The sequence below is a fragment of the Pseudomonas putida genome, assembly GCF_002741075.1.
Classification (GTDB): Bacteria; Pseudomonadota; Gammaproteobacteria; order Pseudomonadales; family Pseudomonadaceae; genus Aquipseudomonas; species Aquipseudomonas putida_T.
The window spans coordinates 5,427,689-5,453,680 of record NZ_CP016634.1 but is presented as its reverse complement, the minus strand read 5'-3'; the positions used below and the strand labels follow the sequence as shown (position 1 = coordinate 5,453,680).

Genomic DNA, 25,992 nt, shown 5'->3' with positions numbered 1-25,992 from the left:
ATGCTGTTGCACAAGGCCCGTTGCATGAACATGACGGGCTTTTCAGTTTTTGGATCCGCATAGCGTCGAACCTACGAAGGGGCGTTGGTTCCTGGCGTCGGGTTGCAGAGCGTTTAAAAATTCAGAGATAAGGAAAACAAGATGTTGAAAACCAGGATCAGTCTGGTCGCTTTGGCGATGATCGCCGCGACCCAGGCCCAGGCCAACGACCAAGCCGAAAGCAAGGGCTTCGTCGAAGACAGCCAGCTGAATGTCTTGCTGCGCAATGCCTACATAAACCGCGACTACAAAGACGGTAACAAAGACAAAGCCGAATGGGGCCAAGGGGTCATCGGTACGTTCTCGTCCGGCTTCACCCAAGGGACCGTTGGGGTCGGTGTCGACGCATTCGGCCTGTACGCCGTGCGCCTGGATGGTGGTAAAGGTCGTAGTGGCGCGGGAGGCATCGACTTCTTCAAGCAAGGCGATAGCGGCAACGCTGCGGACGATCTCTCCAAAGGCGGCGCAGCGGTCAAGTTCCGCGTCTCCAACACTGTACTGAAGTACGGTGACCAGATGCCTTCGCTGCCTGTTCTGAACTACGACAACGCGCGTCTGCTGCCGGAAAGCTACACCGGTACCTTGATCACCTCCAAGGAGATCAAAGGCCTCGAGCTGAACGCCGGTCGCTTCACCGCCGAATCGCGCAAGAGCGCCGAGGGCCGTGACAGCGGTGGCCTGAAGTCGATCAACGTGTTGGGCGGTAGCTACAAGTTCACCGACCAGTTCACCGCCGCGCTGTATGCCTCCGACGTTGAAGACGTGCTGAAGAAGCAATACGTAGGCGCCAACTACGTGTTCCCGATCAGCAAGGACCAGTCCCTGACCCTGGACTTCAACGGGTACCGTACCAAGCTGGACAACTCCTATGTCCGCGAACACAACGTGACTGGCGACGACAACAAGATCTGGAGCTTGGCGGCTACCTTCGCCACCGGTCCGCACTCGTTCACCCTGGCCCACCAGCGTTCTACCGGCGACAGCAACCTGGGTTACGCCTACGGCGGCTACCAGAAAGGCCAAGATCGATTTGGCGATGGTGGCAGCACCATCTTCCTGGCCAACTCCTACTGGTCCGACTTCAACGCTGAAGACGAGCGCAGCTGGCAGCTGGGCTACGGCCTTGATTTCACCGCCTTTGGTGTCCCAGGCCTGACCTACAACGTTGCGTACGTTCGTGGCGATAACATCACCACCTCGACCAGCACTGGCGGTACCGAGCGTGAAATCTTCAACCAGCTCAAGTACGTGGTACAGAGCGGCGCTGCCAAGGACCTGAGCGTCAAGCTGCGCAGCTCCGTCCTGCGTGTCTCGCAGAAGTCCAGCGAGTACAACATCGGCGGTAACGAAGTTCGCGTCTTCGTCGAGTACCCGATCAACGTCTTCTGATCCCGCACTCGCGTCCCGAACAGCCCCGGCTTATGCCGGGGCTGTTTCTTTTCGGCGTACCGCTGTCACTGGCGCGACGCTGTCTGCGGTTTGTGGCGCGAAGCTGTCGCTGCGAGCCATTTGCCACATCCGCCCATAGAACTCGCTCTCGATCGACCCGCCGAGCAATTCGCCGGGCTTGAGGAACTGATGCAACTGTGAAAACAGGCTGATCTCGCTCGGGCTGATGCGCCGTGCCAGGTGCTTGGGCTTGAGCTGCGACGGATGTTCCAGGCCCGCCGCTGCAAGCATCTCGGCCAGGGCATGCAGCGTATTGCGATGAAAGCTCGCCACCCGCTCGGCCTTTTCCGGTACCACCAGGGCGCGTTGGCGCAGCGGATCCTGGGTGGCCACACCGGTGGGGCATTTGTTGGTATGGCAGCTTTGCGACTGAATGCAGCCAATGGCGAACATGAAGCCACGTGCCGAGTTGACCCAGTCAGCACCGATGGCCAGCGTACTGGCGATATCGAACGCACTGACGATCTTGCCCGCTGCGCCGATGCGCACCCGCTCGCGCAGGTTCAGGCCGACCAGTGTGTTGTGCACGAACATCAGCCCTTCCCGCATGGGCACGCCCATGTTGTCGCTGAATTCCCGAGGCGCGGCGCCGGTGCCGCCTTCCTTGCCGTCGACGACGATGAAGTCGGGCGTGATGCCGGTGGCCAGCATGGCCTTGGCGATGGCCATGAACTCCCAGGGATGGCCCAGGCAGAACTTGAAGCCCACCGGCTTGCCGCCAGACAACTCACGCAGACGGGCAATGAAGTGCAGCAGCTCCAATGGCGTGTGGAAGGCGCTGTGGGCTGCCGGCGAAATGCAGTCTTCGCCGACTCGCACACCACGGGTGGCGGCGATCTCGGCGCTGACCTTGTGCCCTGGCAGGATGCCGCCATGACCAGGCTTGGCGCCTTGGCTGAGCTTGAGCTCGATCATCTTCACCTGCGGATCGCGCGCCTGTTCGGCAAAGCGCGCCGGGTCGAAGCGGCCGTCTTCGGTACGGCAGCCAAAGTAGCCGCTGCCGATTTCCCAGATCAGGTCCCCACCGTGTTCGCGGTGGTAGGGGCTGATGCTGCCTTCTCCTGTGTCGTGGGCGAAGCGCCCCAGACGCGCGCCCTTGTTCAGGGCGCCGATGGCGTTGGCGCTGAGCGCACCGAAGCTCATCGCCGAAATATTGAAAATAGAGGCGGAATACGGCTGCTGGCAGTGCGGGCCGCCGATGCTGATGCGAAACGATGCCGGGTCGGGCGCCGGCACCGGCACCATCGAATGGCTGATGAATTCGAACCCAGGCTTGTAGGCATCGTTGAGTGTGCCGAAGGCCTTCTCGGCGCTCTCGTTCTTGGCGCGGGCATAGACCAAAGAGCGTTGCGAGCGGGAGAACGGCAGCTTGTCGTCGTCGCCCTCGATCAGGTACTGGCGGATCTCCGGGCGAATGGTCTCGATCAGGTAACGGATGTTGCCCAGGATCGGGTAGTTGCGCCGCACCGCATGATGGCTCTGGCGTAGGTCATTGAGGCCGACCAGGCTGAGCAGGGCGGTGAGCAGCGTGAGCGGCCAGAGCCACGCGTGTTGGGCAAGAAACGGGAGGCTGGCGAAGGTGAACAACAGGCAGGTCGCCAGGCAGGCGTAGCGGGTGGGGAGCGCGTCTTTCATGGGTCCATCGCTGACAGGATGACCCGCACTAGGATAGGCAAAGGCCGCGCGCGGAAAACCAGGGGTTTCGGTAAAAGACTATTACCTGCGCGCGGCTTGTACCCAATGTCAGATGCGCATCAGCGCTTGTCTTGCCTCAGGATCTGGACGTCACCGGGCTCGGCGGTTTCGCGCAGGTATTCCTCCAGCGAGTCGTCCAGCGCTTGCAGCCAGCGCGTGTGGTGCGGCACGGCGGCGGTGCCGGTCATGACCGATCGGTAGGAGCGGTCTCGATAGCCCATGATGTCGTGCTTCTTGTCTTGCTTCCATTTGAGGAAGATGCGGTTGACGGCATCGATGTCGAAGCTGGGGTAGTCGGTCTTGGCGATCAAGTGCTGGATGTAGCGACCCTGGAATTCGTACATCGAGGCAGTGGTTTCCAAGGCTTCCTCATCGGCACGCCAGCGCGCGCTGTCGGCCTGCATAGTCGCTTGGTCTGGCAGTTGGATGCGGCCGAGCATCAGGTCGCGGGCGAACCAGGCTTGCGCGTCGAACAAGTTGAAGCTGTACCAGAGGTCTTGCATGCCCAGGTACAGCAGCTGCGGGTTGGCCTCGAAGACCACACCTTGATAGAGGCCCAGTGGCCACAGGCGGTTGTCGGTACGCAGGGCCAGCTCATCGGGCAGGAACGGGAAGTGGTGCTGATAACCGGTGCACAGGATGATCGCATCGACCCGTTTGCTGGAGCCGTCGGCAAAGTGCGCCACGTCACCCTCGACCCGCTGCAGTTGCGGCCGCTCCTCCCAGCCCTTCGGCCACTGATAGCCCATCGGTTGGGTGCGATAGGCGCTGGTGATCGAGCGCGCGCCGTACTTGTAGCACTGCGAGCCGATGTCCTCGGCCGAATAGCTGCTGCCGACGATCAGCACGTCCTTGCCGGCGAACTCCAGCGCATCGCGAAAATCATGGGCATGCAGGATGCGCCCGGAAAAACGCTCGAACCCCGGGAAGGACGGCACGTTGGGGGTGGAGAAATGCCCGCTGGCCACCACCACGTAGTCGAATACCTGCTCGATGCCCTGGCCGTGGGCATAGTCATGGGCCGTCACGGTGAAGGTACGGCTTTGGTCATCGAAACGCACCGCCTTGACCACGGTGTTGAAGCGAATGTACTGGCGCACATCGGCCTTCTTCACACGGCCCTGGATGTAGTCCCACAGCACCTCGCGAGGTGGGTAGGAAGAAATCGGCCGGCCGAAATGCTCATCGAAGCTGTAGTCGGCGAACTCCAGGCATTCCTTCGGGCCGTTCGACCAAAGGTAGCGATACATGCTGCCGTGGACCGGTTCGCCGTGCTGGTCCAGGCCGGTGCGCCAGGTGTAGTTCCACATGCCGCCCCAGTCGGCTTGTTTCTCGAAACAGACCACCTCCGGCATGGGCGCGCCCTTGGCATGGGCGGATTGGAAAGCACGCAGTTGCGCCAGACCCGACGGGCCGGCGCCGATGATGGCAACGCGAATAGTCATGAGGATGTCCTGTGAACACGGAAAAAAGGCAAAACCTCCCCAACCCCGAACGGCGGCAGGCCTAGGGTCGTGGATGGGTGAAGACTTCAGGTGTCAGCAGGCAGGTGGAGGCACAGGGCGCTTGCGCTTGTGCGCCAGCAGCATGTCCCGAGGGGGGATCGACAGGGTATGGAACAGCGTCGAGAGAGGGGAGCAGCCGAGGGTGGAGCGGACAACGGCAGGGTAGGGCCCGGTGGCCTTGCCAAGCAGAGCGGCAAGCGGGCCATGGGACCGATGGATACGTGTGATCTCGTGCATGGGGGCTTGTAGTGCCTCTTTTCTTTATGGGTGCCTTTTTAGCTATAACGCATCGAGGGAAAGCATTTCAAGGTTTGTCATCGGCACGCGAGAGTGACGCTTGGTTCTCCTAGGGCTGCTCGTCCCAGTCCTCGCCGAACAGTTCTGCCGGATGCTGTGTCCGTTCCGAGCCATTGCCGCAGGCCAGCGATTTTGCCGGGCAATACAGGTCGCAGCCCCAGCAGATACGCTCGGGATGACTGGGGTTATGCGGGAATTTCTTGGCCATGACGCATGCTCCGTTTTGGCCTGGGATTTCAGGCTAAGGGAGATGCGGGGGGAGAGGTTGATGGGCGTCAGCGGAAACAAAAAAGGCCCACCGTAAAGGTGAGCCTTCGTCGGCTTGTGCCACCCAGGTGCTTGTCTGATCCTCAGAATCACGTCACTGTAAAGACAAATGTCATTACAGTGAGCGCGCCATCATGGCCTCAATCAATGTCCGTATCGACGACGACCTCAAAAACCGGGCCTATCGTGAGCTTGAGCGTTTGGGTGTCACGCCCTCCGAGCTTATGCGCCAAACGCTGCAATATGTCGCCGAGCGCGGGCAACTACCCTTTAAACCTGTACTGATGACCGATGAGGATGAAGCGCTGCTGGCGACTGTTCGCGAGCGCCTTGCCGACCCTCAGCGAGTGAAGGTTTCTCTGGATGACCTAGAGCCTTGAGTTCGATGCGCGGGCGCTAAAAGAATGGCAAAAGCTGGGGGATACGGTCCGCCAGCAACTCAAGAAAAAGCTCGTTTCGGTTTTGCTGAATCCGAGAGTCGAGGCGAAGCGGCTGCATGGGTTGCCAGATTGCTACAAGATCAAGCTGCGAAGTAGCGGGTATCTGACCACTACAGGTGGACGTGGTGATCAGTCTGGAATCTGTGACTGTTTCCCAAGGTAGGGCACCTGCCAAAGTGGTGCAGGAGGCCTTGGCCTGGGTCGCGGCCAATCAGGCCGATTTGTTGAAGGAGTGGATGAAATGGCATCGATGAAACGTCCCCGTCTGAAGAGTGTGCAGCCTCGATCGGGCACCAGCCTTGAGCTTACCTTTACCAATGGTCAGCATTTCACCCTTGATATGAGCGATGCGCTCAAGACGTATCCTGGATTGGCGCCATTATCCAAGCGCAAAGCGTTTGAAGGGGTCGTATTGGGCGACGGGGGATGGTCGGTGGAGTGGCCGGCGCTGGATATTCAGATTGGTGCGGATACCCTGCTGCTGGACGCGCTTGCCCAGAATGCCCCTGATGAAAATACCCGCATTTTCATTCGCTGGCGTTTGCGGCACCGGATGACGCTCGACCAGGCTGCCGAAGCGCTGGGCGTCAGCGCCCGTAGCGTCAGCCGCTACAGCAGTGGTCGTGAAGCGGTTCCGCGTACATTGGCGTTGGCTTGCCTGGGGTGGGAAAGCTTGGAGCAGAAAGCCGCCTGATAGGGCGTCCTGCCGGCGGGGCTTGAGGTTTCGCTGTTATGATCCGCGATTGCCGGGGCCGCTTTGCGGCCCATCGCGGCACAAGGCCGCTCCTACAGAGGACGCGGCGCGCTTGCGAACCCAGTTCTCACCGGAAACAAAAAAGGCCCACCTTTCGGTGAGCCTTTTTTGGTACTGCGTATGGTGCCGGCACCAGGAATCGAACCCGGGACCTACTGATTACAAGTCACCTGCACACAACAATGAAATCAACGACTTACGTCACTTTCTTGTTACGTGCCAACGCCCGAAAACTCAGTGTTTTCAGGGGGTTGCAAGGGCTTGTTACGCAAGGGGGCGGGGGGGCTTTGTTGTATCGGAGGGGTCTACCAGGGGAAGGCTCATGTCATAGATATCGAGCATCGCTTCGTCACGGTGGCCGCTGGCCTCCTGCTTGTCTGCTCGATTACCTGGTGTGTCGGTGATGCCGCGTCGCTTGAGGTCGTGCAGGCCGTAGCGCTCCTCCTCGAGGAGCACGCCCGCTTCGACCGACTTCGTCATGAAGCGCTGCCAGGCGGTGTCCAACCCTGACTTGCTCAGGGCTGTTCCTTGGCTGCTCACGATCAAAGGCCGGCGCTCCGGGCGTAGGGGAGTGGGGAAGCTGCGAGCGGTCCAGATCCTAAGTCGGTAGGCCTTAGCCTCGTCCCATACAGCACGCAGGCGCGGGGTCCAGCGGACGATGTTGTCCCTGCTGCCCTTCCTGCGGTTAGTCTGAACGCCCTCCTCGAGCTCGTTGGCGTCGGTCAGCGTGACGACTTCAATGCCGCGCAGCCGGCACAGGTACGCCAGCTCCATCGCGATACTCAGGTAGACCGGGCAGCTGCTGGGCTCGTTGCGATGCAGGCGACCAAGGGCCTTGGCCCGATCGATCATTTCTTCCATTACTGCAACAGAAGGCAGCCGTCGCTGCCGGCGCTCCTTGGGCGCTTCAATGCCCTGAGCGGGGTTGCTGTCCAGGTAGCCGCGATTGCGCCCCCACATCATCACGCGGCGCAGGTATCGCAGCACATGGGCAGCTTTTGACGGGGTGCCCTCGCCTGAGATTTTGTCGACCAGGCGCTGCACCAGAGCGGGAGAGAAGCGCCGGACTGCCAGATCGCCAAGAGGCTTGCCCATCCTGGTCGGCTGGTTCACCAGGACGTCACGGCAGTAGACATAGTCGGCTTTGGTACGGGGCGTTAGATCGTCTTTGTACTGTGGGCTCAAGTGGAACTGGTCGCACAGGTAGCGCAGGGTCTCGCGGTCAGAGTTACTGACCTCGCCCATGATGCGATGCAGCTCGACCAGTGTGGCGTCGGCCGGCGCTACGTTGCGCCGGCACTGCTTGCCATGTTCGTCGCGGTGGGAGGTGTACCAGACCCCGGAGCCCCGGTGGTCAAAGTAAATAGCCGCGGGGAGCGCGGCTTGGTCGATATGGTTTGGGATGTGCGGGTTGTGCTTCCGCTTGCGGGCCTTCTTCATAGGATGTCGGCGTCGTATCGCTCCAGTTGGCCAGGCCCTACCCCGGCTGCACGGTTGATCAAGTCAATGGTAGTCCAGGGGCCGGCTTTGCCTCGGAACATGCGAATGCCCTGTTCGACCAGGGTTCGCTCTACGTCCGATCGGCGCTGGTAGCCGGTGATCCGTTGTAGGTCCTCGAAGCTGAGAACGTCGGTGGTTGCATGCCCCATGCTGTGTCTCGCAAAAGCACCCGCCGACATTGTGGTTCAACGTCGGCGGGGTGGTTATTAGAAGTTATGAGCAGATTTTCTACTGCGGTTACGTCGGAATGGCCGGACGTTATCTGGGCTTGCCTGCTCCATTGGACGCTGGAGCTTGGCGTTGTGCTGGAGGCGGAGCCCTTGGGGGCGAATCAGGCATCTGAGGAGGCTCGATGCCATGCTCACGCATCTGCTTGAACGTAGGGTTATGGTTGAAGGGCAACCTCAACTTACGTCTGAGCTGATCAATCGTCATCGTTGTCGTCCGTTGAGATGTTCCCGCAACTGATGCGCTGTGCGCTCACGATGCGATCTCCGACAGGGCCACATCGTCATAACCGGGCATCGAAACTTCAGCAGCTACCACACGAATGCCACACCATCCGAAGCCATCATCCTCAACCGGACCACCCCAGCCTTCCTCGTTGTGCAGGTCATCCTTCGACCAAATGGCGCCTGGGTCATCGCCGAATATCCCCTTCGTTTTCTCATAGAACTCGGTACCGCCTTGGGAGAGCATTGCGTTGATCAACGTTTGGCCGGCCAGGCGGATGACTGCTTTCACCGCATCGCCGTTTTCGTGGCGCAAGCGGTACTGGTCGTCACTCCAGAAGCTGTTGATCATTTCGGCGCGCTCAGTGGTCAGCCGATCTAGATCAACCTCCAGGGTTACCTCGTAGTCTTTCCAGGTGTCCTTCACCTTGTAGCGCTTGATGTTGGTTGGCGTGGTCATGCGTGTGCTCCTGGAGCGAAAGCGTTGTGTGGTTGGCCCACGTCGTAGCGGGCAATCAAATTGGCAACGAGCTGGGCTTCTGCGCCGTCGAGCACGCCCAGGCGGCGGGCCATGTCGGCGGCGCCCTCGAGGCGGGCACGGCTGTCGGCGGTGCGGTGCACCTGGTGGTCGATCAGGGCGGCGCCGACAACGCCGATGGCCAGCAGGCGCGGGCTGTGGGACGGCCCAGCTGTGGTAGGATCTGCGGTGCCGCTGCGTTGGTTATGGTTCATAGATCGTTCCTCTGTGGTGGTTTGGCGTCGAGGAGCTGCAATCTCCTCGGCGCCGTTCTTCTACCGGCCTACGCCGGTTCACCTGTCGGCGCTTCCACGCCGTACCAGGTAAATCTCCAAGCCCTGCAGCTCGCCGTCGTCGTGAAGACAGCTCCACTCCAGAACCGCCTGGGCCTGCGCCGGCGAACAGGCCAACACCAGAATCTCCCGCTCACCACGGCCAGCACGTACTTCCAAGATGTCCAACAGGCCTTCCACGGCGTAGGCGTCGGCCTGGACGATCGGCAGCCGACGATCTGCTGCCGAACCCGGTCGTGGGCCGTTGATAACTTGCACGTCCATCGCAGTTACTCCCGGAAGATGAAGCAGCGAACGGTCGATGGGATGTTGGCCAGGGGCCTGGCGAGCTGATCGCGTGCCCGAATGGCGCTTTCCACCCGCTTCTGATCAGCCAGGCAGGGGTGGGCGCGGCAGTCCTTGAGCAGGCGGCGCAGGGTGCCCAGTTCGGGAATGCGCTGGCGGTACTCGGTGGCCACCTGTTGAAACTGGTTTAGGTTGATGGCGATTTCGCCGGGCTTCTTGCTGTGGTTGACCAGCGGCGCCTCGGGCAGCGATTCAAGGAAGTCGTAGACCTGCCAGAATTCGTTCACCTCTTTCGGGTCGGTGGTGATCGCCGCCTGGCGCTCGCTGGCGGCTTTGACCACGTACTTGCGGCAGGCCTGGACCATGTGGTCGGGCACTTCGATCACCAGCTGCAGACAGTCCACCAGGGCCAGCATCATGGCGTGGTTCTTGATAACCCGATCGGAGGTCAGCTTGCGGCTGGCCCACAGCTCAGCGCGGTACTTGGGGTACAGCTCAGCAAAGCGCTTGAGCACCTGCTGTTCGGCGCGCATGGCCTTGACCATGAAGTGGTTGACGTCCTCGAGCTCGGTCTGGACGATCGCGTCAGCGGCCCGGCGGCTGTCGTCGGTGATCGTGGGCTTGAGGAACGGCAGGCGGAAGATCCGGCTGATGATGGCCTCGTGGCCGGTGACGATGGCGTTCTGCGCGATCACGATCGAGGAGCGGAACGGCGGTTCGTAGGTGTCGTTGCTGTTCGACTTGACGCCCCGGGTACGCAGCGTGCCGCCACCGTAGAAGTCCTTGAACTGGTCCCACTCGAAGGCCTTGGCGTTGTCTTCGTTGGTGTTGCGATCGGCCTCGAGCAGTACCAGCGGAAGGTTGGCCACCTGGCCCATGGCGCGACTCAGGCCGGAGAACGAACTCTTGGCAGGGTCGAAGCCCTCGTACAGCCGACCGAACAGCTTCCACAGGAATTTGATCAGCGTGGTCTTGCCCGAATCTGGTTCCCCCGACATTTCCAGGAACGGGAAGCTCTCGTGTTCGGCGCGGATCTGCTCGGCGTACAGGGAGCCGAACCAGTAGGTGAGGGCGAGGATCCCGTTCTCACCGAAGCACATCCACAGGTTTTTCAGCCAGGCTTCGCTGTAGCCCTTGGCGTCCAGGGCGTTCTTGATCTTCACGGATTTCATGAGGCATTTGACCTTGTGTTTGCCGAATTCGAAGTAATCTTCGTCGTTGGCCTTGTAGATGGAGCCGTTGTGAATGGCGATGTCGTTGAAGATGTACGCCTGGTGCTCACGGCTGTAGCCCAGGAAGTCGATGGTTTCGACGGTCTTGAGGCCCTCGGTCTGCCGCAGGATGATCTGGTCCAGGTGCTTCTGCGTGCCCAACCAGGTGGCGCCCGAATACATCAGGCGGGTCTTGAACTCGCTGCTCGAGGCGATCTGCTTGGGCGTGAAGGTGTAGTTCGCGCCGTTGTCGTCGCGGGTGCCGGTCACCTGGAAATAGAACCAGGCCTCGTTGGTGACGTCGCTCACCTGCTTGTAAAGCGCCTGGAAACTGCAGTTGGCCAGCAGCTTCAACGAGCAGACGGTTTTCAGGACGTCCTGGCGATCCTCGTCGTCGTCGCTGTCCTTGCTGACTGCCAGCTTCTTCTGCTCCTCCTCGAGCTTGGACAGGTCGAACTTGGCCCAATAGGTCTGGTTGCCGTATTCAAAGGCGAACTCGGTGAACCCCTCGTCCCACATGTACATCAGCAAGGCCTTCTCTCGGGCTGAGCTGGCCAGCAGCAAGTCACCCTCGTGGCGTGCGGCGTCCAGGTCACGCTTGCGCTTGTGGTTGCGGGCGTGGCCTTCGTCTTCGAACTGCCAGCGCTGGTGTAGGTCATTCCAGTCGACCTTGCGGTCCCGCTGGGGAATCAGCGCCGCCTTGCACTCAAAGCCCAGTTCGGTGGCCTGCTTCGCCCAGCGCTGCAGGTAGCCGCGGGCGATCGGCTCATTGTCCAAGGCCCAGATCAGGGTGGGAAGGTCGCCCCGGCGCTGCTCGGCCAGATCCTTCAAGGCTTCGATGGGGAAGTTCACGCTGGACATGGCCGACACCGCGTCGATACCGTTCTGCAGCAGCGCCACGGCGTCGAAGATGCCTTCCACGATCCACAGTTCGCTGACCTTGCTGAGATCGAGGCTGGGAGGGCACCACCACTGCCCTTGGGCGCTGTACTTGAACTTGAACCGCGCTTTCATCTTGCCGAAGCGCGCAGGGCGGTCGATCAGGCGTTCCCACCAGCCGTCGTTGGGCAGGGGGAAGCGGATCGTGGCGCTGGACTCGCCGGTTTCCTGGTTGACGTAGCTTTCCTGGGTGAACCAGCCGGTCATCTTCCAGCTATCGAGCCCACGGGCGAACTCCAGGTACGAGCGAACGGTGGCGTTCGGGTCGCTCTCGGTGGCCGGGGCACGCTTGCTCCAGTCCTCGAACAGGTCTTCGTACAGGTCCTTGACGTGCTCGATGTGGCCGCAGCGCTCAGGGCGCCCGCAACGGATCTGCCATGGGTTGTCGTGGCGGGCGTACAGCTCTTTCTTGCTGCACGCAGGGCAGGTGCCGCCTCGCATGTAGTTCGTGCCGGCACGCAGCTTGAGGCCGAAATCGCTTTCGAGCCGTTGCAGCACTTGGGAGCGGATGTCTTCGTTCATCATCAGAATTACTTCGCAGTTTTGAGGCTGTAGGTCAGCGCGCCGATCAGCCGGCGTTGTGCGCCCATGGCGGGGTTTTTCAGGACGATTGCGGTGTGCCGGTCCTGTTCAGGAACGTAGCGATACGTGTCCGCGTACCAGTGCTCGTTGAGCGCGGCGCTGTATTCCGACTTGAGGGAAGCCAGCAGGGCGGAGGCCTGTTCGGAGCTCATTTCCGCCTTGATCACCACCTTGTTCTCCATGAAAACCTCGATTCAGGACGCAACTCACCCAAACCCACTGAGAGCGGGACAGGGCGATGGGGTAGGGTTAGGTGCGCGCTGCGCGGGGTGGCGAGCGATCAGCTACGCCAAGGCCAAGATCAGTCATGGCCAGATACACGGCTTTCTCAGCCGTCGGATCGGAAACGTTGTGGTCTGCCACCAGATGGCAAACGGCGCGGGTGAATAGCTGGCTGTCGCCGCTCAGATGTTCGGCCTGGTGACGCTGCAGGTAATGGAGTGCGGACGATTTGAGCACGTCTTGGTAGTCGGTCGGCTGGGTGCTCATGCTGCGACCCCCGAGCGTGCGCGGTGCAGCGCGATCGCTGACAGAACCTCGGTGTGACGTGCTGACATATGGGCCTCGTGAGCACGCATGATCTCGTCGGCCTCTGCCTGAGAGATCGACCCGTCCGCCAGGGCCTTGGCAATCTCCAGATCCACAGCGCCACGCTTGGTAGAGGTCACCATCGACATGGCGTAGAGCTCCACATTGTCCAGGGCGTCGGCGTCCACGACCTTGACGAAGATGCCGCCATACAGCGACGCGATGTACTCCGGCAGGAAGGTCGTGCCGGCGGTGCCTTCGAGCTGACGCAACTGAACCTCGTTGAGCGGGCGGGCGTTGTTGTTTTCATAGGCGTGGTTGTCGAACTTCTTGAGCTCGAGGTCCAGGTCTGAAGCCGCCTGGGCCCGACCACCTGCATATGCGCGAATGATTGCGCTGACCACGTCCTTCCTTGTCTTGAGAACTGAGCGATTCATGTTCTGATTCTTCCCTACTGGCCAATGGCCTTACTCTTCGATCACGCCGTCTTTGATGCCGAGCAGTACGGCTGCACGGTGTGCCTCCCCCCGGCGGCCTTTTCGACGCCCGTTGAGAAGGTCGCTGACCAAATTTTTGTTCAGGTCATGAATCCGACTAAATTCCGCAATGCTCATCCCCTTTCGATCAAGCGCTGCGCGGGCTTGCTCCGGCGTAACTGGCGCGGGCATAGTGTGTTGCCTCCTGTTGCAACGAGTTTTTTTGTGTTCGTTGGTGGTGATTATGCACGCGAAATTGGTCTTGTAAAGGATGAATGCTTGAAAAGTTGTGCGTCTGGATCAGCGCCAGAGGGATCGGTCGGGGATCGGCTGCGCGAAGAAAGAGTCCGGTTGAACCTCAGCCAAGAGGATTTGGCCCAAGCGGGCGGCGTAAATCGGAACACCCAGGGAAGCTACGAACGAGGGGTGCGGAACCCTGATACCGCCTACCTGCTCGCCGTGGCGGAGCTTGGTGTTGAGGTCGATTTTGTTCTCTTTGGCAAGCGCTCTCTGGACAGTGGGCTCGACCCTGAAGAAACCCAAATAATCGAGCAGTATCGGCATATCCCGGAACAGGACCAGCGCGCCTTGCGCCGCTTCCTGCAAGCCATGTTCGATGACGCTTCCAGATAAAGCGCTGGTTGCCGACGGTGTGGGCAACCGGCTAAGGGAAGAGCGCGAGCGATTCGGCCTTTCGCAAGGTGACTTCGGCACGCTGGTAGGAGTGAGTCGAGGAACCCAGAAAAACTACGAATTAGGGACCGCCTCCGGTTCGATCGACCTCAAGTACCTAGCTGCCCTAGAAGCTGCGGGCATTGATTCCACCTATGTTGTGACCGGCGATCGCTCACTGGGCGACGGGTTGAGCAGTGAGGAAGCGCAAATCCTTGATCAATATCGCCGGATCCCAGAGGAAGACCAGCGCGCCCTTCGCCGCTTCTTGAAAGCCATGCTCGATGACGTGAGCCCGTAGCACTTATCCATTCGTCATGTTCCTAGCGAAAAGCTTGCTGGCCACCCGATAACCCTTGTTCCGCATTGCATTTCAAGGAGTTAGCGCATGTTGGATTTGGCAGTAGCTGGGCAGGAGCGGCACCATCAAGTCGAATCTCAGTGGTTGAATCTGAGTGAAAATGAACGTCGATTGATTCGGCGTTTTCGCCAGATGACGGATCAAGATCGACACCAGGTGCGACGACTGATTGAGCAGTTGGCCAAGCACCCGGACAGCCTCAGTAGCTGATTCCGTCAAACAAATCGCCGACCTACAGGGCCGGCGATTTTTCCGAATCAGGCTACGGCCTGTGCTTTCAAGAACTTCACCAGCTCTTGCTGTTGGTCTGCCGGCATGCTCCTGAAACGATCGACGATCAAGGTGTCCAGGTGCTGTGCGGACGGTCGCAGAGTGTGAGAGAACGCCAGGGTCGATACCCAGGTATGCCCGCATGTGGAGTCCAGGCACTGGCAGTACAGCTTGACGTAGGTGCGAGTGACTTCTTCCCTTGAATTGATGCGCCCCTTGTGGCCGCAGGTTGTGCAGTAGATCCGCATGTGTCCCTCCCCAGGGTTTATGCGCCATCATTATGCCGTCATGTTCAATGATGTTCGCGGCAAATAGCCTGTTAATCGGTGTTCATTCCTGTCTGTTTAGGGTCAATCCAGCCTATGCGACGGTCCTCCCGTAGGGTGTTGTTGACCTGATCGAACAGTTGGCAGATGGGGCGGATTTCGTTGCTGGTGTACACGCGATCGATCTTCTCGATGTCGCCGAACCCGCCGGTGTTCTCCGGGATGATCCCCGCCAGCGCGGGGTTCATGCGCCATGCCGCGATAATGTCGTTCCGGGTGATGTTCTTGACCTTTTCCAGCTCGTCCTTGGCCTGGAAGTCGCCCACGGGGATGATCTTGATGGCGTTTTCGTTGCCGCCCGGGATGTTGACGAACATCGAGCGGAAGTTGCCCACGCCCTTGCTCGCGCTGATCTGGGCGCGCAGCTCATCCTCGTCTTCCTGGGTCAAGTCCGGGTCGTTGGTGTAGAAGATGTAGCCCGCATGGGCGCCGTTGCTGTAGTAGCGCCGGCGGAAGAGAGTGGCGGCCTCGTTGAGCAGCAGCGCCTGCAGGCCGCCCAGGTAGTCCGGCACACCGTAAATGTCCTGTTCTACGTCGTAGTCCAGGACGTGCTCGATCTCCTCCTGGTCGTAGTCGATGTACTTATTGTCTGGCAGCAACTGCCGGTATCCGCCGTCTACCTTCACGCGCATATTGATCGCGGGCATGTGGTCCAGCTCCAGGACCTGGCCGAATGCATTGGGGCGCCGATAGAAGTAAGCCTCCCCGAACACCATGTAGTCCAGGCCGGCCTGGCCCATGGTCTTGGCACTGCAGCCCGCCGAGGGGATGAACTCACGCAACAGCAGGTTGCGCTTGAACTTCGGGATGGCGCCATGATGCGCGTTGGCGCGCAATAGCTTGGCCAGGCCAACGCGGGACACTGGCGGCTTGAAGATCTCGCCGTCGTCGCTGGGAAACACGCCCAGGTGCTCGCCGATGTTCTTGGACAACACCTGCTCGGGCTCCCCGAACGTGAACATGCGCGCGGGCTGTCGTGGTTGCGCCAGGGTGTGCTGCTTTCTGCGTGGGTTGGGCATGGGCTCCGCTCATGAGGTAGCGGCTGCGGCGCCGCTTGTTGGTGTTCAGGGGTTCGTTGTGCAGGGCGTGCATGACCGCCCAAGCGATGTCGGCGTGGCCGGTGGCCTCGGTTCTCGATGCGCTGTAGGTGATCTGGCCGCCGTTGGTGGTGCCGCGCTTGATGGTCAGGAAGGCCTGGGCGATGTCGGTCCAGCCGGCGTCCCACTCGATGCGGCCCGCCTGGATGACGTCCTGGGCCTTGAGCACCAGGGTGGTTTTTGTCTCCAGGCTGTAGTGGATCGACTTGGCCTTCGGGAAGAAGTCGCGCACCAGGTCGTATACGCCGATGCCGACACCGGTGGTATCGATGCCGATGTGCTGGACGTTGTAGCGTTCGGTGATCTTCTTGACCTGGGCGGCCTGGTGGGTGAACGACTGCCCCCGCCAGCTGTGCTTTTCCAGGATCCTGAAGTTGCCGCCGGGTTCTGCAGGTGGCGCGACGACCACGCACGTTGCATCGTCCCGGGTACGGCTCGGGTCGTAGCCCAGCCAGACGGGGGCATTGCCGAAGGGGCGCGGCGCGTCTGGATTGAAGTTCGCCCACAGGGTGAGGTCGGAGTAGCACTTCTCCAGGTCTTTCAGGCCGAATGCGCTTTGCGTGCTGTCGATGAATTTGCAGTAGAACAGTTGCTGGAAGCTGTCTTCGTCGTACTCCAGCTGCAGCTGCTCGACGTCGAACAAATCGCATCCGCCGGCGATCGCGTCGTCCAGGGTGATGGTCTTGCGCCACTGACCGTCCGGGCAGAGCGCGCCCTGGGTATACGCGGCCTCGCCCGGCCATTCGCTGGCCGTGGGCTTGCCGCGCTTGCTGTTGCGGAAGGCCTCGCCGGTCCAGAACGGGTATGCCTGGTGCGATACGGCGCTGGGGGTCGAGAAGTAGGTCTTGCGCCACTTCTTGTGCGTGCCCATGGCGCTGGCCACCTTGCTCAGCTTCTCGAAGTCACGGATCCAGAAGTATTCGTCCACGTACACATGGCCGTGGTAGCCCTGGGCGGTGCTGCTGTTGGTGGACAGGAAGCGCAGTTCGGCGCCGTTGCTCAGGACGATAGGGTTGCCGGTCAGCTCGATGCCGAACCACTCCTGGGCGAACGACACAATGTAGCTGCGGAAGATCTCCGACTGGGCGCGGCTGGCCGACAGGAACACCTGGTTGTCACCGGTGAGCACGGCGTCCATGAAGGCCTCGCCGGCGAAGTAGTAGGTCAGGCCGACCTGCCGGCTCTTCAGGATGTTGCGAATCCTGCAGGTGAGGGGGTTCTGCTTGGCGGCGAACAGTTCCTTCTGATAGCCGTACATTTTGGAGATGAACTTATCTAGGAAGTCCACCTCGGTCAGGCCGCTGATGTCGTTCTTGGCCTTTTTCTCCTTGCGCTTGCCGCCGCGCTCGCCCTTGTCGCCTCGATCGCGACGCTCCCGGCGCTGACCACGTTGCTCGTCCTGGTCGAGATCCGCGGCTGCGTCATTCGCTGGTGTTGCCGGCGGACGGCTCGATTGCTTTATCAGCCGCTCACGGATCGAGGTCAGGCGCTCCAGCTCCTTCAGCTCTCCCTCGGTCAACGTGTCCTGCTTTTCCAGGATGAGCGTGATCCGCCGGCTGACAGCGGTCACCGGTTCCTCATCGGTCAGCATCTCGTCCCACGACCCCTGGCGGATCCAGTAGTAGATGATCCGCACGTTGGGCAGCTTCAACTGAGCCTGGATTTCCTTCACCGAGCAGCGGCGCAGGTAGAGGCGTTTGGCGGCCTCTTTGACTTCGATGGAGTAGTTCATGGGCCGCAGTCTATGCGGCGATAAGTGACTGAACTTCCGGAAAAATTCCGCGTTTCTCCTAGATTTTGAAAATAGGAGAAGTGCGCAAGTAAAGCGTTTGGCCGGCGCCGATCGGCTGCCTATCGTGGCGCTCAACGACCCCCACCGAGCGCTTCATCGACCATGCCCCGTTCCCTTGTCTCCTTCTGGAAACGTGTAGCCACCAGCGGCCCAACCGTCGATGGTCGGGACATCCTGCCGCAGGAACTGCGCGACATCGCGGAGACCTACAAGCCTTCGCTGTACACCGCTGTCATCTGGTGTGAGCACGAACGCTGCTGGGGGAGCTTCGGCACTGTATATGCCGTTCGACTGATCGAAGATGCGGACGATCTGGAGCCTGGCCAGGTTGCGCTGGAGGCTCAGTTGAAGCCGAACGACAAGCTGCTCCGCCTCAACGATATGGGCGAAAAGCTGTTCACCAGCATTGAAATCAGGCCGAACTTCCGAGGGACCGGCAAAGCGTACATGACCGGCATCGCCGTCACCGACGAGCCGGCAAGCGTCGGTACCCAGGAGCTGTACTTCTCCGCCAGGTCCAGCAAGGACTCCTACTTCGCCGCCTCCCAGGAGCTTGGCTCCTTTTCCGACGACGAGCCCAAAAGCGAGGTGGGCAAGCTCATTGCTGTGCTCACAGGGTTGTTCAAGCGCTTTTCCTCGGACGACAAGCCCGCCGAAACCCCCACCCCAACCACCGAGAGCAAACCCCCAATGGATGAAGCTACCGCAACGGCCCTCAAGGCCCTGCTGGCTCAACTGCTGGTTGTCGCCGCTGGCATCCAGGCTGTTATCGAGCCTGTCGCCGAGGAGGCACCCGAACCTGAACAGGCCCCGATCGATGACGTCAGCGCGGCAGTAGACGAAATCGTCTCTACTGCCGAGGAGCAGCGCGAGTTCGCCCGCAATGGCGGTGCCAGCCATAAGGCTGTGCTGAAAGCCCTGCAAGGCATTCAGCAGCAATTCAGCGCGCTGCAGAACACCCCGACCGGTCGCCAGCTGCCGCGCACTTCCGCGCCGGTGCAGCAGCCGAAACATCGGGTGCTCTGACATGGCCCGTAACCTGAGCGCCTACGGCGCGAAAATGTTCGCCCAGCTTCAGCTTGCCCTGGCTGAAAGCTATGGCGTTGACCTGGTCACCAAGCAGTTCAGTGTCGAACCGTCGATCGCCCAGGAGCTGAACGACGCGATCACTGCCAAGGCCGACTTCCTGGAGCGAATCAACGTCGTTCCGGTGTCCGAGATCAAGGGCGAGAAGGTCTTCATTGGCACCAACGGGCCGGTCACTGGTCGCACCAACACCAAGACCACCGATCGCGAAGCCAAGGACGCTTCGGGCCTCGATCACAACATGTACGAGCTGTACGACACCCAGTCCGATGTGGGTCTGCCGTACGCCAAGATCGACGCCTGGGCCAAATTCCCAGACTTCCATCAGCGCTACACTGCCGCCGTTCAGAAGCAAATCGCTCTGGACCGCATCATGATCGGTTTCCACGGTACCCACGTGGCCGTGCAAACCGACATCACCCAGTACCCGCTGCTCCAGGACGTGAACAAGGGCTGGCTGCAGCAACTGCGCGAGCAGGCTCCGCAGCAGGTGCTCAAGGAAATCGTCCCAGCCTCCGGCAAGGTGACCCTGGGCGTTGCTGGCGACTATGCCAACCTCGACGCCCTGGTGCATGACACCAAGCAGTTGGTGGACGAGCGTCTACGCGAAGGTGGCGACCTGGTCGCGATCATCGGTTCCGACCTGCTGGCCTCCGACAAGGCCAAGCTGTACAGCAAGCAAGGCGATACCCCAACCGAGAAAGAGCGCATCGAGCTTTCCCAGGTGATCGCTACCTATGGCGGCCTGCCGGCATACAGCGTGCCCTACTTCCCGGTGAATGCGGTGCTGGTCACAAGCTTCGACAACCTGTCGATCTACTACCAGGACAGCTCCTGGCGTAAGCAGAGCGTGGACAACCCGAAGCGTTCCCGCGTCGAGGACTACAACAGCCGCAACGAAGGCTACGTGATCGAGCAGTTGGAGAAGATCGGCCTGACCGAGAACGTCGAGGTGCTGCCGTGAGTTACGCGCTGCAGCACAAGCGCCGGATCTTGGCCAATGGCGCTGCAGCGGTGAACGCCGCTGCAGAAGCTGCCGCGCTGGCGTACTCGCCGGCGGAAGCCCTGAGCAGCCCAGCGAACGCCCGCAAGCATTTGGCGCTGATGGAGGCCAGCCTGGACGAGGATCTGGCCCGCCTCAGCGACATCAAGGGCTTGGCTACCCGCCAGGACCTCAAGCGCAACGAGCTGCTGCCCAAGTACCAGGACTACGTCCAACGCTACCTGGCGTCCGGCCTGGTGTTCCAGAACCGCGTCCTGGTCCAGGTCATGGTCTGGCTGTTCGACACCGCACAGTTGGACGATGCCCTGGAGCTGGCGGACATCGCCATCGAACAGGGCCAGCAAATGCCCGAGCGTTTCAAGCGCGACATCCCGACTTTTGTCGCCGATGCCGTGTGCGAATGGGCTTATGACGAGCACCAGGCCGGTCGCAGCCCCGAGCCGTACCTGTCCTATCTGCTGCCGCGTGTGGGTGAGTGGAACCTGCCGGAGCAGATCCCGGCCAAGTACCACAAGTTGATCGGCATTCGTGCCCTGGAGGCCAAGGAGTGGGCCAAGGCGATCGAGCACCTGGAGCGTGCGACCGAGCTGTACCCGAAGGTCGGTGTCGGCACCCGCATCGAGAACGCCCGCAAGGCCTTGCGTAAACAGCAGGCGGCACCGTTGGCGCCGCCGCCCGAAAACCCCTAACCGACTACCCCCCCAGCGGGAACCCGTGAAACGAGTCAGCCATTTATGGCCCGGCCCGTGGCAACGGTGTCTCCCGCCCTTTTCGAGTGGCCAGCAATGAGCTTTTCAGGCAAACCCACCACGGTCGTAGAGCAGACCATCGAGAACAACGGCTTCTGGCCGGACCTCTCGCTGGCTGAATACCAGAAGGCTTACCGCCTGCCAGGCGAGTACCTGGGCGACGTGCTGGTCACTCAACTTGAACTTGCCATGGGCGAGGTGAACCAGGACCTGCGCAAGCTGATGCTCAGTTGGCAGGGCATCGGCATCACCGAGGTGGCCACCGCCGATCCGCTGCTCCTTGAGGAGCGGGCCTACAAGGTGAAGCTGTACAAGCGCGCCGTCTACTGCCGCGCCAAAGCCACCGCCCTGACCGACTACGCCACAGTGACCCGTCGCGACGTGGCCGAGAACACCGGCCTGGAAGCCCCCGAGCGCGCCGACACCTACCTGGCGTTCAGCCAACAAGCCGTGCGCGCCCTGCAGGGCCGCAGCCGCATCACGGTGGCGCTCGTATGACCAGGATTGCCTACCTCGAAATCTCGCCGCGCCAGACGGGTAAAACCACTCGCCTGGCCAAAATGGCCTGCGAGCTGGTTGCCCAAGGCAAGCAGGTGGTGTTCGTTGTGCACAGCCCTCGGGCTGCCAAGGAGTGGGGACAACGACACCCGGAACTGCTGGTGATCGCTGATGGCCAGCCCCTGCCACGTTGGATCGACCCAGACCAAGCGGTCTGGTTCTACGACGAATTTGACTGGTTGAAGTCCGTGGTTGTCCGCGAAGGGGCCTACTACGCGACCACGGCTGCGCGTTTGCGTGTGGCCGGTGAGCCGCCGGCGGAGGGCGACGTCCTCATGCAGTTGCTGGAGGCCAACGGTCAACAGCATGTGCGCCATTTCTGGCCTTTTGACGTGGACGATTTCGTCAGTGAAAACCGGCGGTTTATGTCCGCTGAGTGTTTTCGTCTTTGCATGCTTGGAGAGTTCCAGGCATGAACAAGCTGCGCGCTCTGACGGCGTTCCTCCTGGAACAGAACCTGGTCCAGCCCGAAAAGCTGGAGAGCTTCACCGACCAGGTGAACCTGGAACTGCTGTGGAAGCCGACCGGTAACGGCGGCATGCACATGGGCGACATGCGCTATCGCGCCCTCATCACCCTGGAAAACTTCAACGGCGACCCGGTGTTGCTGATGGCGTTGGTCGGCTCCTGGTTGGAGTCGAACGACCCCGATCGGGACGACGATCTGCCTAAGCCCAACTTCGTGGTGGAAGCGATTGATCCTGACCATGGGCTGTTCGATGTCGAGCTGACCCTGGAATTCACCGAGGAGCAGCACCTGGTCGAGGATCCTGACGGCCTGATCATGGTCGGCGGCAAGCGCTATGGACTGGGCCAGGGCGAGCTGTGGGTGGCTGAGGAAGGCGAGGTCGCCCATGGCGCGTAGCACTTTCGACCTCGACGTGCGCGGCATGCTGGGTGTCCAGGAGCAACTGGCCCTTTTGTCATTGCCGCCGGCCCTGCGCCGTCGCCTGCTCAACAACATGGGCAAGCGCGTGCGCAGCATGAGCCGTCAGCGGATCCGCGCCCAGCAGAACGTGGACGGCTCGCCCTTTGCCCCCCGCAAGGATCCCGAGGGTGGCAAGAAAAAGATGGAGGCCGGCCTGGGCAAGCTCCTGCAGGTGACCCGTGTGAGCCCTGACCAGGCCGTGCTGGGCTGGCGGAACAACCTCACCAGTTGGGTGGCCTCCCAGCAGCACCACGGCGCCTCGGAGCGCCGCACGGCGCAGCAGATGCGCCGCTGGAATCGCGTGGAAGAAGGCGCCAAGGCCACCGAAAAGCAGGCCAAGCGCCTGCGCCGGCTGGGTTTCCGTGTCCGCCAGGAAGGCAAGAAGCGCCTGGGCCGTCCCTCGGTTGCCTGGATCCTCGAGCACGTCAGCTACATGCAGGCCGGCCTCCTGATCCGCGTCCTGGACGAACAGCGCGGCGAGCCGACCGGTGCCCAGAGCTGGGAAATCACCCTGCCGAAACGGCAGTTCCTGGGTGCGAGCACCGAGCGCGATACCAGCCTGCTGCTCAACCAGGTGTTCCACCAAATCATCAACTCACCCCGATAACGAGGCACACACCGCATGGCACTCGGCAAAGTCAGCGTGAACAATCTCAACCTCAGTCAGGGCGACGTGACCGAGATCGAGCGCTACTTCCTTTTCATTGGCCCCGCGAGCAAGAACGTGGGCCAGCTTCTGCCCCTGAACACCGACAGTGACCTGGACACCATGCTGGGCGTGGCCGCGAGCGACCTGAAAACCCAGATTGCCGCTGCCCGCCTGAACGGCGGTGATCGCTGGGCCTGCCTGGCGGCCCCGATCAGCGGCGAAAGCACCTGGCAGGACGCTCTGGAGATGGCGCAGCAACAGGGCTACTCCGTCGAAGCGGCTGTTATCACCACGCCGGTGACCGCTGGTGGCGAGCTCGAGGACATGCACGAAGCCGCTGTCCAGGTCATCAACACCTATGGCCGCCGCCTGTTCGTCATGGCCGCCAGCGCCGGCATCGCTGCAGTACAGACATGGTCGGAATATGCCGCCGAACAGAAGGCGATCACCAAGGATCTGTTGGCGCCCCGCGTCCTGGTCGTGCCCCAGTTGCACGGCAATGACCTGGGCGTGCTCGCCGGTCGCCTGGCCAACGCCGCCGTCACCGTCGCGGATACCCCCATGCGCGTGGCCACTGGCCCGGTGCTGGGCCTGGGACCGGTGCCCAAGGACAAGGACGGCGTCCCGCTGCCCTCGGCCATCCGCGCCGCCCTGGACGCCGATCGCTTCTCCGTGTCGCAGACCTACCCCGACTACCCGGGCGTGTACTGGGGCGACGGCAACATGCTCGACGCGCCTGCCAGCGATTTCCAGGTGGTCGAGTACCTGCGCCTGGCAGACAAGGCCGCCCGCCAGGTCCGCCCGCTGCTGATCCGCCGGGTGGGCGATCGCCGCCTGAACAACAGCCCCAAGAGCATGGAGGCCGCCCGCACGGCCTTCATGAAGCCGCTGCGCGTGATGGCCAAGTCCACCACCTTCGCCCGCGAGCAGTTCCCGGGCGAGATCGAATCGCCCAAGGACGGTGACATCCAGGTGGTGTGGATCACCAAAAAGCGGGTGGAGGTGTACATCAAGATCAGGCCGCTGAACTGCCCGAAAGACCTGACCGCCAACATCGCCCTCGACCTTTCCAACGAGTAATCAGGAGGCCCTATGTCCCGCATTGGCGGCAAAAACTTCGATATCAGTCTGGGCGACCTGCAGGTACATGTGGAGTCCTGCACCTTGGACATCACCGACAACAGCGCGGTGGCGCAAACCCGGGGTGTACCTGATGGCCACGTCGATGGCGACGTGGCGGCCAGTGGCGAATTCGAGTTCGATACCAACAACTTCAACCTGATGATCGAGGCTGCCCGCAGTGCTGGCAGCTTCCGCCAGTTGGCCCCTTTCGACGCCTTGTTCTTTGCCCAGGCCGGCGACGAAGAGCTGAAGGTGGAGGCCTTCGGCTGCAAGCTCAAGGTATCCAGCCTGCTGAGCATCGACCCCAAGGGCGGCGAGAAGACCAAGCACAAGGTGCCGTTCGACGTCACCAGCCCGGACTTCATCCGCATCAACGGCGTGCCGTACCTGGCGGACGCCGAGATCGAGGGCCTGAGCTGATGGTTTGCCCGTTCGATCGTGCCCAAGCCCTGGAGCAACGCCAGCGTGACCAGGCCCTGACCGCTGCGCTTGCCCGTGCCCGGGCACGCTCGAACGCGCCAAGCCTGACCCACTGCGAAGACTGCGACGACGAGATCCCCGAGGCGCGCCGCGCCTTTGGCGGCATCACCCGTTGCGTCCCGTGCCAGTCCATTGTCGAGAAAGGGGTTCAGCGATGAGCGCGAATCAGGCCGCCCAGGACACCGCGATTGCTGTGGCCAAGGCGGCGCCCGCGATCGGCGTGGCGGCGACGGGTGTGACGGGTACCGTCGATTGGTCGGCGGTCGCCTACATGCTGACCGCGCTCTACATGGTGCTGCAGATCCTGCTGCTGGTCCCCAAGTACCGTCAGATGCTGCGCGACTGGAGGGTCAAGGGATGAGCCTGCGCCCGAAGATTATCGCCGGTGTCCTGGTGCTGGGCAGCGGCACGTTGATGGCGTTCCTGGGCGACTGGGAAGGCAAGGGCCAGAACGTGGTCTATGCCGACAAGCTGGCCCGGGGCCTGCCCACCGTCTGCGCCGGCATCACTCGCCACACCAGCCCGTACCCCGTGATTGTCGGTGACTACTGGTCGCCGGCTCGCTGCGCCGAAGTGGAACAGCTGGTGGTGGAGAAAGGCCAGCTGGCCCTGGCCGACTGCCTGACCAACCCGAACATTCGCCAGAACACGTTCGATGCGTTGTACAGCCACGGCCACAACGTCGGTGTGCCGTCCACCTGCGCGAGCCGCGCGGTGGCCCTCATCAACGCCGGCAAGATCGCGGAAGGCTGCAAGGCGCTCGCCTGGGGCAGCGATGGCCGCCCGGTCTGGGCATACACCACCGACGCCAAGGGCAACAAGGTGTTCGTGCCCGGGCTGCACCGCCGCCGGCTGGCTGAAGCGAGGTTGTGCGCCTCATGACCCCGTCACCACTTCGCATTCTCCTGCTGAGCGTTTTGCCGATCGTCGTGATGGCGCTGGTCATCAATCTGCTGCTGCAGCGGCTGGACACCGTTCAGGAAGAGCGCGACCAGGCGCTGAAAGATCGTGACGCGGTCATCCAGATTGCGAACACCACCGCTAGGAACCTGGCTACGGCAGCGGGCAATGACATGAAACACACCCAGGAGCTGAGCCATGCCCTCAATGACAACCAGGATCTGCGCCGCGCTGTTGCCGATCGCGATAAGCGGCTGCTCATCCGGGCCAATTGCCCCGCAGTGCGCACCGATTCCGCCGGCGCCGGCCTGGCTGATGCAGGCACCGCCGAACTCGCAGCAGACGCTCGACCGGATTATTTCACCCTCCGTGACCAGCTCGCCCTCAGCAAGCAAATGATCCTCGGGCTGCAGGACCACGTCCGCAGCTTTTGCACCACCCAACCCACTACCACTGGAGCAAGACCATGACCACCGAACGCCGCGAAATCACCCTGGAGCTGGGTCAACAGGAATTCACCTTCACCCTGACCCCTGCCGACGTGACCAAGTACTTCAACGGTATGACCCAGAACAACAAGGTCGCCCCGTCGCACAACCTGTTGGTCAACACCGTGAACCAGGAGCAGCGCGCTGCCCTTAAGGAGCGCCTGGCCAACCCGATCATGACCATGCAGCTGTGCGGTGCCCTCCTCGAGGAGTACGGCCCGGACGTTGACGTGATCGTAAAAAAGTCCTCGAGCACGCTGACCGCCTGAAGGAAGACGGGCT

The 25,992-nt window shown here is 61.6% G+C and carries 37 protein-coding genes and 1 pseudogene; 22 read left to right on the top strand and 16 right to left on the bottom strand.

Translation table 11 applies throughout. The features are described 5' to 3' along the window. Positions 1-141: 141 nt before the first annotated feature. Positions 142-1,428 carry an OprD family porin gene (locus IEC33019_RS25605; protein WP_070090781.1) on the top strand — a complete coding sequence of 429 codons (1,287 nt, stop codon included), beginning with the start codon at positions 142-144 and terminating at the stop codon, positions 1,426-1,428. 30 nt (positions 1,429-1,458) lie between these two features. Here IEC33019_RS25605 and IEC33019_RS25600 read toward each other — a convergent pair whose 3' ends face one another. From IEC33019_RS25600 to IEC33019_RS25590, 3 genes are all read right to left on the bottom strand, one after another. Further along, on the bottom strand, positions 1,459-3,123 hold the full coding sequence (locus tag IEC33019_RS25600) for an FMN-binding glutamate synthase family protein (RefSeq protein ID WP_070090780.1): 1,665 nt from the start codon (positions 3,121-3,123) through the stop codon (positions 1,459-1,461). Positions 3,124-3,242: 119 nt separating this feature from the next. Next, positions 3,243-4,628 carry a flavin-containing monooxygenase gene (locus tag IEC33019_RS25595; RefSeq protein ID WP_070090779.1) on the bottom strand — a complete coding sequence of 462 codons (1,386 nt, stop codon included), beginning with the start codon at positions 4,626-4,628 and terminating at the stop codon, positions 3,243-3,245. Between the two features lie 406 nt (positions 4,629-5,034). Continuing rightward, positions 5,035-5,193, bottom strand: coding sequence for a DUF3079 domain-containing protein (locus tag IEC33019_RS25590; RefSeq protein ID WP_081337381.1), 159 nt, complete (start codon positions 5,191-5,193; stop codon positions 5,035-5,037). A gap of 193 nt (positions 5,194-5,386) precedes the next feature. On the opposite strand from IEC33019_RS25590, the gene IEC33019_RS25585 reads away from it, so the two are divergent. From IEC33019_RS25585 to IEC33019_RS25575, 4 genes and pseudogenes are all read left to right on the top strand, one after another. Then, positions 5,387-5,632 (top strand): type II toxin-antitoxin system RelB/DinJ family antitoxin, encoded by a 246-nt coding sequence (locus tag IEC33019_RS25585; protein WP_070090778.1) that lies wholly within the window; start codon positions 5,387-5,389, stop codon positions 5,630-5,632. Between the two features lie 34 nt (positions 5,633-5,666). Beyond that, positions 5,667-5,795 (top strand): annotated as a pseudogene (locus IEC33019_RS27920) (type II toxin-antitoxin system RelE family toxin); the annotation flags it as partial. Between the two features lie 13 nt (positions 5,796-5,808). Next, complete coding sequence (locus tag IEC33019_RS28080; RefSeq protein WP_081337380.1) at positions 5,809-5,946, top strand: DUF4160 domain-containing protein; 138 nt, start codon at positions 5,809-5,811, stop codon at positions 5,944-5,946. Beyond that, positions 5,934-6,386, top strand: a complete 453-nt coding sequence (locus IEC33019_RS25575) for a DUF2442 domain-containing protein (protein WP_070090777.1) — start codon at positions 5,934-5,936, stop codon at positions 6,384-6,386. The genes IEC33019_RS28080 and IEC33019_RS25575 overlap by 13 nt, the downstream gene beginning before the upstream one ends. Before the next feature lie 324 nt (positions 6,387-6,710). On the opposite strand, the gene IEC33019_RS25570 is transcribed toward IEC33019_RS25575, so the two are convergent. The 10 genes from IEC33019_RS25570 to IEC33019_RS25525 form a co-directional block, all read right to left on the bottom strand. Then, complete coding sequence (locus IEC33019_RS25570; RefSeq protein WP_099594073.1) at positions 6,711-7,886, bottom strand: site-specific integrase; 1,176 nt, start codon at positions 7,884-7,886, stop codon at positions 6,711-6,713. After that, entirely contained in the window at positions 7,883-8,095 is a 213-nt protein-coding gene (locus IEC33019_RS25565) for a DUF4224 domain-containing protein (RefSeq protein WP_099594225.1), read from the bottom strand. The genes IEC33019_RS25570 and IEC33019_RS25565 overlap by 4 nt, the downstream gene beginning before the upstream one ends. A gap of 331 nt (positions 8,096-8,426) precedes the next feature. Next, positions 8,427-8,858 (bottom strand): DUF2528 family protein, encoded by a 432-nt coding sequence (locus tag IEC33019_RS25560; RefSeq protein WP_253776081.1) that lies wholly within the window; start codon positions 8,856-8,858, stop codon positions 8,427-8,429. Beyond that, positions 8,855-9,130 (bottom strand): hypothetical protein, encoded by a 276-nt coding sequence (locus IEC33019_RS25555; RefSeq protein WP_099594071.1) that lies wholly within the window; start codon positions 9,128-9,130, stop codon positions 8,855-8,857. Before IEC33019_RS25555 ends, IEC33019_RS25560 begins: the two co-directional genes overlap by 4 nt. Before the next feature lie 78 nt (positions 9,131-9,208). Continuing rightward, a complete protein-coding gene (locus IEC33019_RS25550; RefSeq protein WP_099594068.1) occupies positions 9,209-9,472 on the bottom strand; it encodes a hypothetical protein in 264 nt (87 codons plus the stop codon). A 5-nt stretch (positions 9,473-9,477) separates the two neighbouring features. Beyond that, positions 9,478-12,165, bottom strand: coding sequence for a toprim domain-containing protein (locus tag IEC33019_RS25545; RefSeq protein WP_099594220.1), 2,688 nt, complete (start codon positions 12,163-12,165; stop codon positions 9,478-9,480). Positions 12,166-12,173: 8 nt separating this feature from the next. After that, complete coding sequence (locus tag IEC33019_RS25540) at positions 12,174-12,407, bottom strand: hypothetical protein (protein WP_099594066.1); 234 nt, start codon at positions 12,405-12,407, stop codon at positions 12,174-12,176. Between the two features lie 67 nt (positions 12,408-12,474). Further along, the gene (locus tag IEC33019_RS25535; protein WP_099594064.1) at positions 12,475-12,714 is read right to left on the bottom strand and encodes a hypothetical protein; all 240 of its coding nucleotides are present in this window, start codon (positions 12,712-12,714) and stop codon (positions 12,475-12,477) included. Next, on the bottom strand, positions 12,711-13,190 hold the full coding sequence (locus tag IEC33019_RS25530; protein ID WP_099594062.1) for a YmfL family putative regulatory protein: 480 nt from the start codon (positions 13,188-13,190) through the stop codon (positions 12,711-12,713). Before IEC33019_RS25530 ends, IEC33019_RS25535 begins: the two co-directional genes overlap by 4 nt. 30 nt (positions 13,191-13,220) lie before the next feature. Then, the gene (locus IEC33019_RS25525; RefSeq protein ID WP_004576333.1) at positions 13,221-13,421 is read right to left on the bottom strand and encodes a DNA-binding protein; all 201 of its coding nucleotides are present in this window, start codon (positions 13,419-13,421) and stop codon (positions 13,221-13,223) included. Here IEC33019_RS25525 and IEC33019_RS25520 point away from each other — a divergent pair. The 3 genes from IEC33019_RS25520 (at position 13,338) to IEC33019_RS25510 (ending at position 14,472) form a co-directional block, all read left to right on the top strand. Next, the gene (locus tag IEC33019_RS25520) at positions 13,338-13,862 is read left to right on the top strand and encodes a helix-turn-helix domain-containing protein (protein WP_099594217.1); all 525 of its coding nucleotides are present in this window, start codon (positions 13,338-13,340) and stop codon (positions 13,860-13,862) included. The genes IEC33019_RS25525 and IEC33019_RS25520 overlap by 84 nt on opposite strands. Then, a complete protein-coding gene (locus tag IEC33019_RS25515) occupies positions 13,846-14,202 on the top strand; it encodes a helix-turn-helix transcriptional regulator (RefSeq protein ID WP_099594059.1) in 357 nt (118 codons plus the stop codon). The genes IEC33019_RS25520 and IEC33019_RS25515 overlap by 17 nt, the downstream gene beginning before the upstream one ends. Before the next feature lie 87 nt (positions 14,203-14,289). Continuing rightward, positions 14,290-14,472 (top strand): hypothetical protein, encoded by a 183-nt coding sequence (locus IEC33019_RS25510; RefSeq protein WP_099594057.1) that lies wholly within the window; start codon positions 14,290-14,292, stop codon positions 14,470-14,472. A 47-nt stretch (positions 14,473-14,519) separates the two neighbouring features. Here IEC33019_RS25510 and IEC33019_RS25505 read toward each other — a convergent pair whose 3' ends face one another. From IEC33019_RS25505 to IEC33019_RS25495, 3 genes are all read right to left on the bottom strand, one after another. Continuing rightward, entirely contained in the window at positions 14,520-14,780 is a 261-nt protein-coding gene (locus IEC33019_RS25505; RefSeq protein WP_099594055.1) for an ogr/Delta-like zinc finger family protein, read from the bottom strand. A gap of 71 nt (positions 14,781-14,851) precedes the next feature. Then, the gene (locus IEC33019_RS25500; RefSeq protein ID WP_253776164.1) at positions 14,852-15,721 is read right to left on the bottom strand and encodes a phage portal protein; all 870 of its coding nucleotides are present in this window, start codon (positions 15,719-15,721) and stop codon (positions 14,852-14,854) included. Beyond that, the gene (locus IEC33019_RS25495) at positions 15,633-17,687 is read right to left on the bottom strand and encodes a terminase large subunit domain-containing protein (RefSeq protein WP_253776078.1); all 2,055 of its coding nucleotides are present in this window, start codon (positions 17,685-17,687) and stop codon (positions 15,633-15,635) included. The genes IEC33019_RS25500 and IEC33019_RS25495 overlap by 89 nt, the downstream gene beginning before the upstream one ends. A gap of 162 nt (positions 17,688-17,849) precedes the next feature. Here IEC33019_RS25495 and IEC33019_RS25490 point away from each other — a divergent pair, with 162 nt between their 5' ends. The 14 genes from IEC33019_RS25490 (at position 17,850) to IEC33019_RS25425 (ending at position 25,979) form a co-directional block, all read left to right on the top strand. After that, a complete protein-coding gene (locus IEC33019_RS25490) occupies positions 17,850-18,773 on the top strand; it encodes a GPO family capsid scaffolding protein (protein WP_099594051.1) in 924 nt (307 codons plus the stop codon). A 1-nt stretch (position 18,774) separates the two neighbouring features. After that, entirely contained in the window at positions 18,775-19,797 is a 1,023-nt protein-coding gene (locus tag IEC33019_RS25485; RefSeq protein ID WP_099594048.1) for a phage major capsid protein, P2 family, read from the top strand. Further along, entirely contained in the window at positions 19,794-20,525 is a 732-nt protein-coding gene (gene gpM / locus IEC33019_RS25480) for a phage terminase small subunit (RefSeq protein ID WP_099594046.1), read from the top strand. The genes IEC33019_RS25485 and gpM overlap by 4 nt, the downstream gene beginning before the upstream one ends. A 96-nt stretch (positions 20,526-20,621) precedes the next feature. Next, positions 20,622-21,083, top strand: coding sequence for a head completion/stabilization protein (locus IEC33019_RS25475; protein WP_099594044.1), 462 nt, complete (start codon positions 20,622-20,624; stop codon positions 21,081-21,083). Continuing rightward, on the top strand, positions 21,080-21,559 hold the full coding sequence (locus tag IEC33019_RS25470) for a hypothetical protein (RefSeq protein ID WP_099594042.1): 480 nt from the start codon (positions 21,080-21,082) through the stop codon (positions 21,557-21,559). The genes IEC33019_RS25475 and IEC33019_RS25470 overlap by 4 nt, the downstream gene beginning before the upstream one ends. Further along, on the top strand, positions 21,556-22,008 hold the full coding sequence (locus tag IEC33019_RS25465; protein ID WP_099594040.1) for a phage tail protein: 453 nt from the start codon (positions 21,556-21,558) through the stop codon (positions 22,006-22,008). The genes IEC33019_RS25470 and IEC33019_RS25465 overlap by 4 nt, the downstream gene beginning before the upstream one ends. Further along, positions 21,998-22,678 (top strand): phage virion morphogenesis protein, encoded by a 681-nt coding sequence (locus IEC33019_RS25460; protein ID WP_099594038.1) that lies wholly within the window; start codon positions 21,998-22,000, stop codon positions 22,676-22,678. The genes IEC33019_RS25465 and IEC33019_RS25460 overlap by 11 nt, the downstream gene beginning before the upstream one ends. A 15-nt stretch (positions 22,679-22,693) precedes the next feature. After that, positions 22,694-23,800, top strand: a complete 1,107-nt coding sequence (locus IEC33019_RS25455; RefSeq protein WP_099594036.1) for a DUF2586 domain-containing protein — start codon at positions 22,694-22,696, stop codon at positions 23,798-23,800. Positions 23,801-23,812: 12 nt separating this feature from the next. After that, the gene (locus tag IEC33019_RS25450) at positions 23,813-24,262 is read left to right on the top strand and encodes a phage protein (protein ID WP_099594034.1); all 450 of its coding nucleotides are present in this window, start codon (positions 23,813-23,815) and stop codon (positions 24,260-24,262) included. Then, a complete protein-coding gene (locus IEC33019_RS25445) occupies positions 24,262-24,480 on the top strand; it encodes a TraR/DksA C4-type zinc finger protein (RefSeq protein WP_099594032.1) in 219 nt (72 codons plus the stop codon). The genes IEC33019_RS25450 and IEC33019_RS25445 overlap by 1 nt, the downstream gene beginning before the upstream one ends. Continuing rightward, the gene (locus IEC33019_RS25440) at positions 24,477-24,683 is read left to right on the top strand and encodes a hypothetical protein (protein ID WP_099594031.1); all 207 of its coding nucleotides are present in this window, start codon (positions 24,477-24,479) and stop codon (positions 24,681-24,683) included. The genes IEC33019_RS25445 and IEC33019_RS25440 overlap by 4 nt, the downstream gene beginning before the upstream one ends. Next, the gene (locus tag IEC33019_RS25435) at positions 24,680-25,204 is read left to right on the top strand and encodes a lysozyme (RefSeq protein ID WP_099594029.1); all 525 of its coding nucleotides are present in this window, start codon (positions 24,680-24,682) and stop codon (positions 25,202-25,204) included. Before IEC33019_RS25440 ends, IEC33019_RS25435 begins: the two co-directional genes overlap by 4 nt. Continuing rightward, on the top strand, positions 25,201-25,692 hold the full coding sequence (locus IEC33019_RS25430; RefSeq protein ID WP_099594027.1) for a lysis system i-spanin subunit Rz: 492 nt from the start codon (positions 25,201-25,203) through the stop codon (positions 25,690-25,692). The genes IEC33019_RS25435 and IEC33019_RS25430 overlap by 4 nt, the downstream gene beginning before the upstream one ends. Beyond that, on the top strand, positions 25,689-25,979 hold the full coding sequence (locus IEC33019_RS25425) for a putative phage tail assembly chaperone (RefSeq protein ID WP_099594024.1): 291 nt from the start codon (positions 25,689-25,691) through the stop codon (positions 25,977-25,979). Before IEC33019_RS25430 ends, IEC33019_RS25425 begins: the two co-directional genes overlap by 4 nt. The last annotated feature ends 13 nt before the right edge of the window (positions 25,980-25,992 follow it).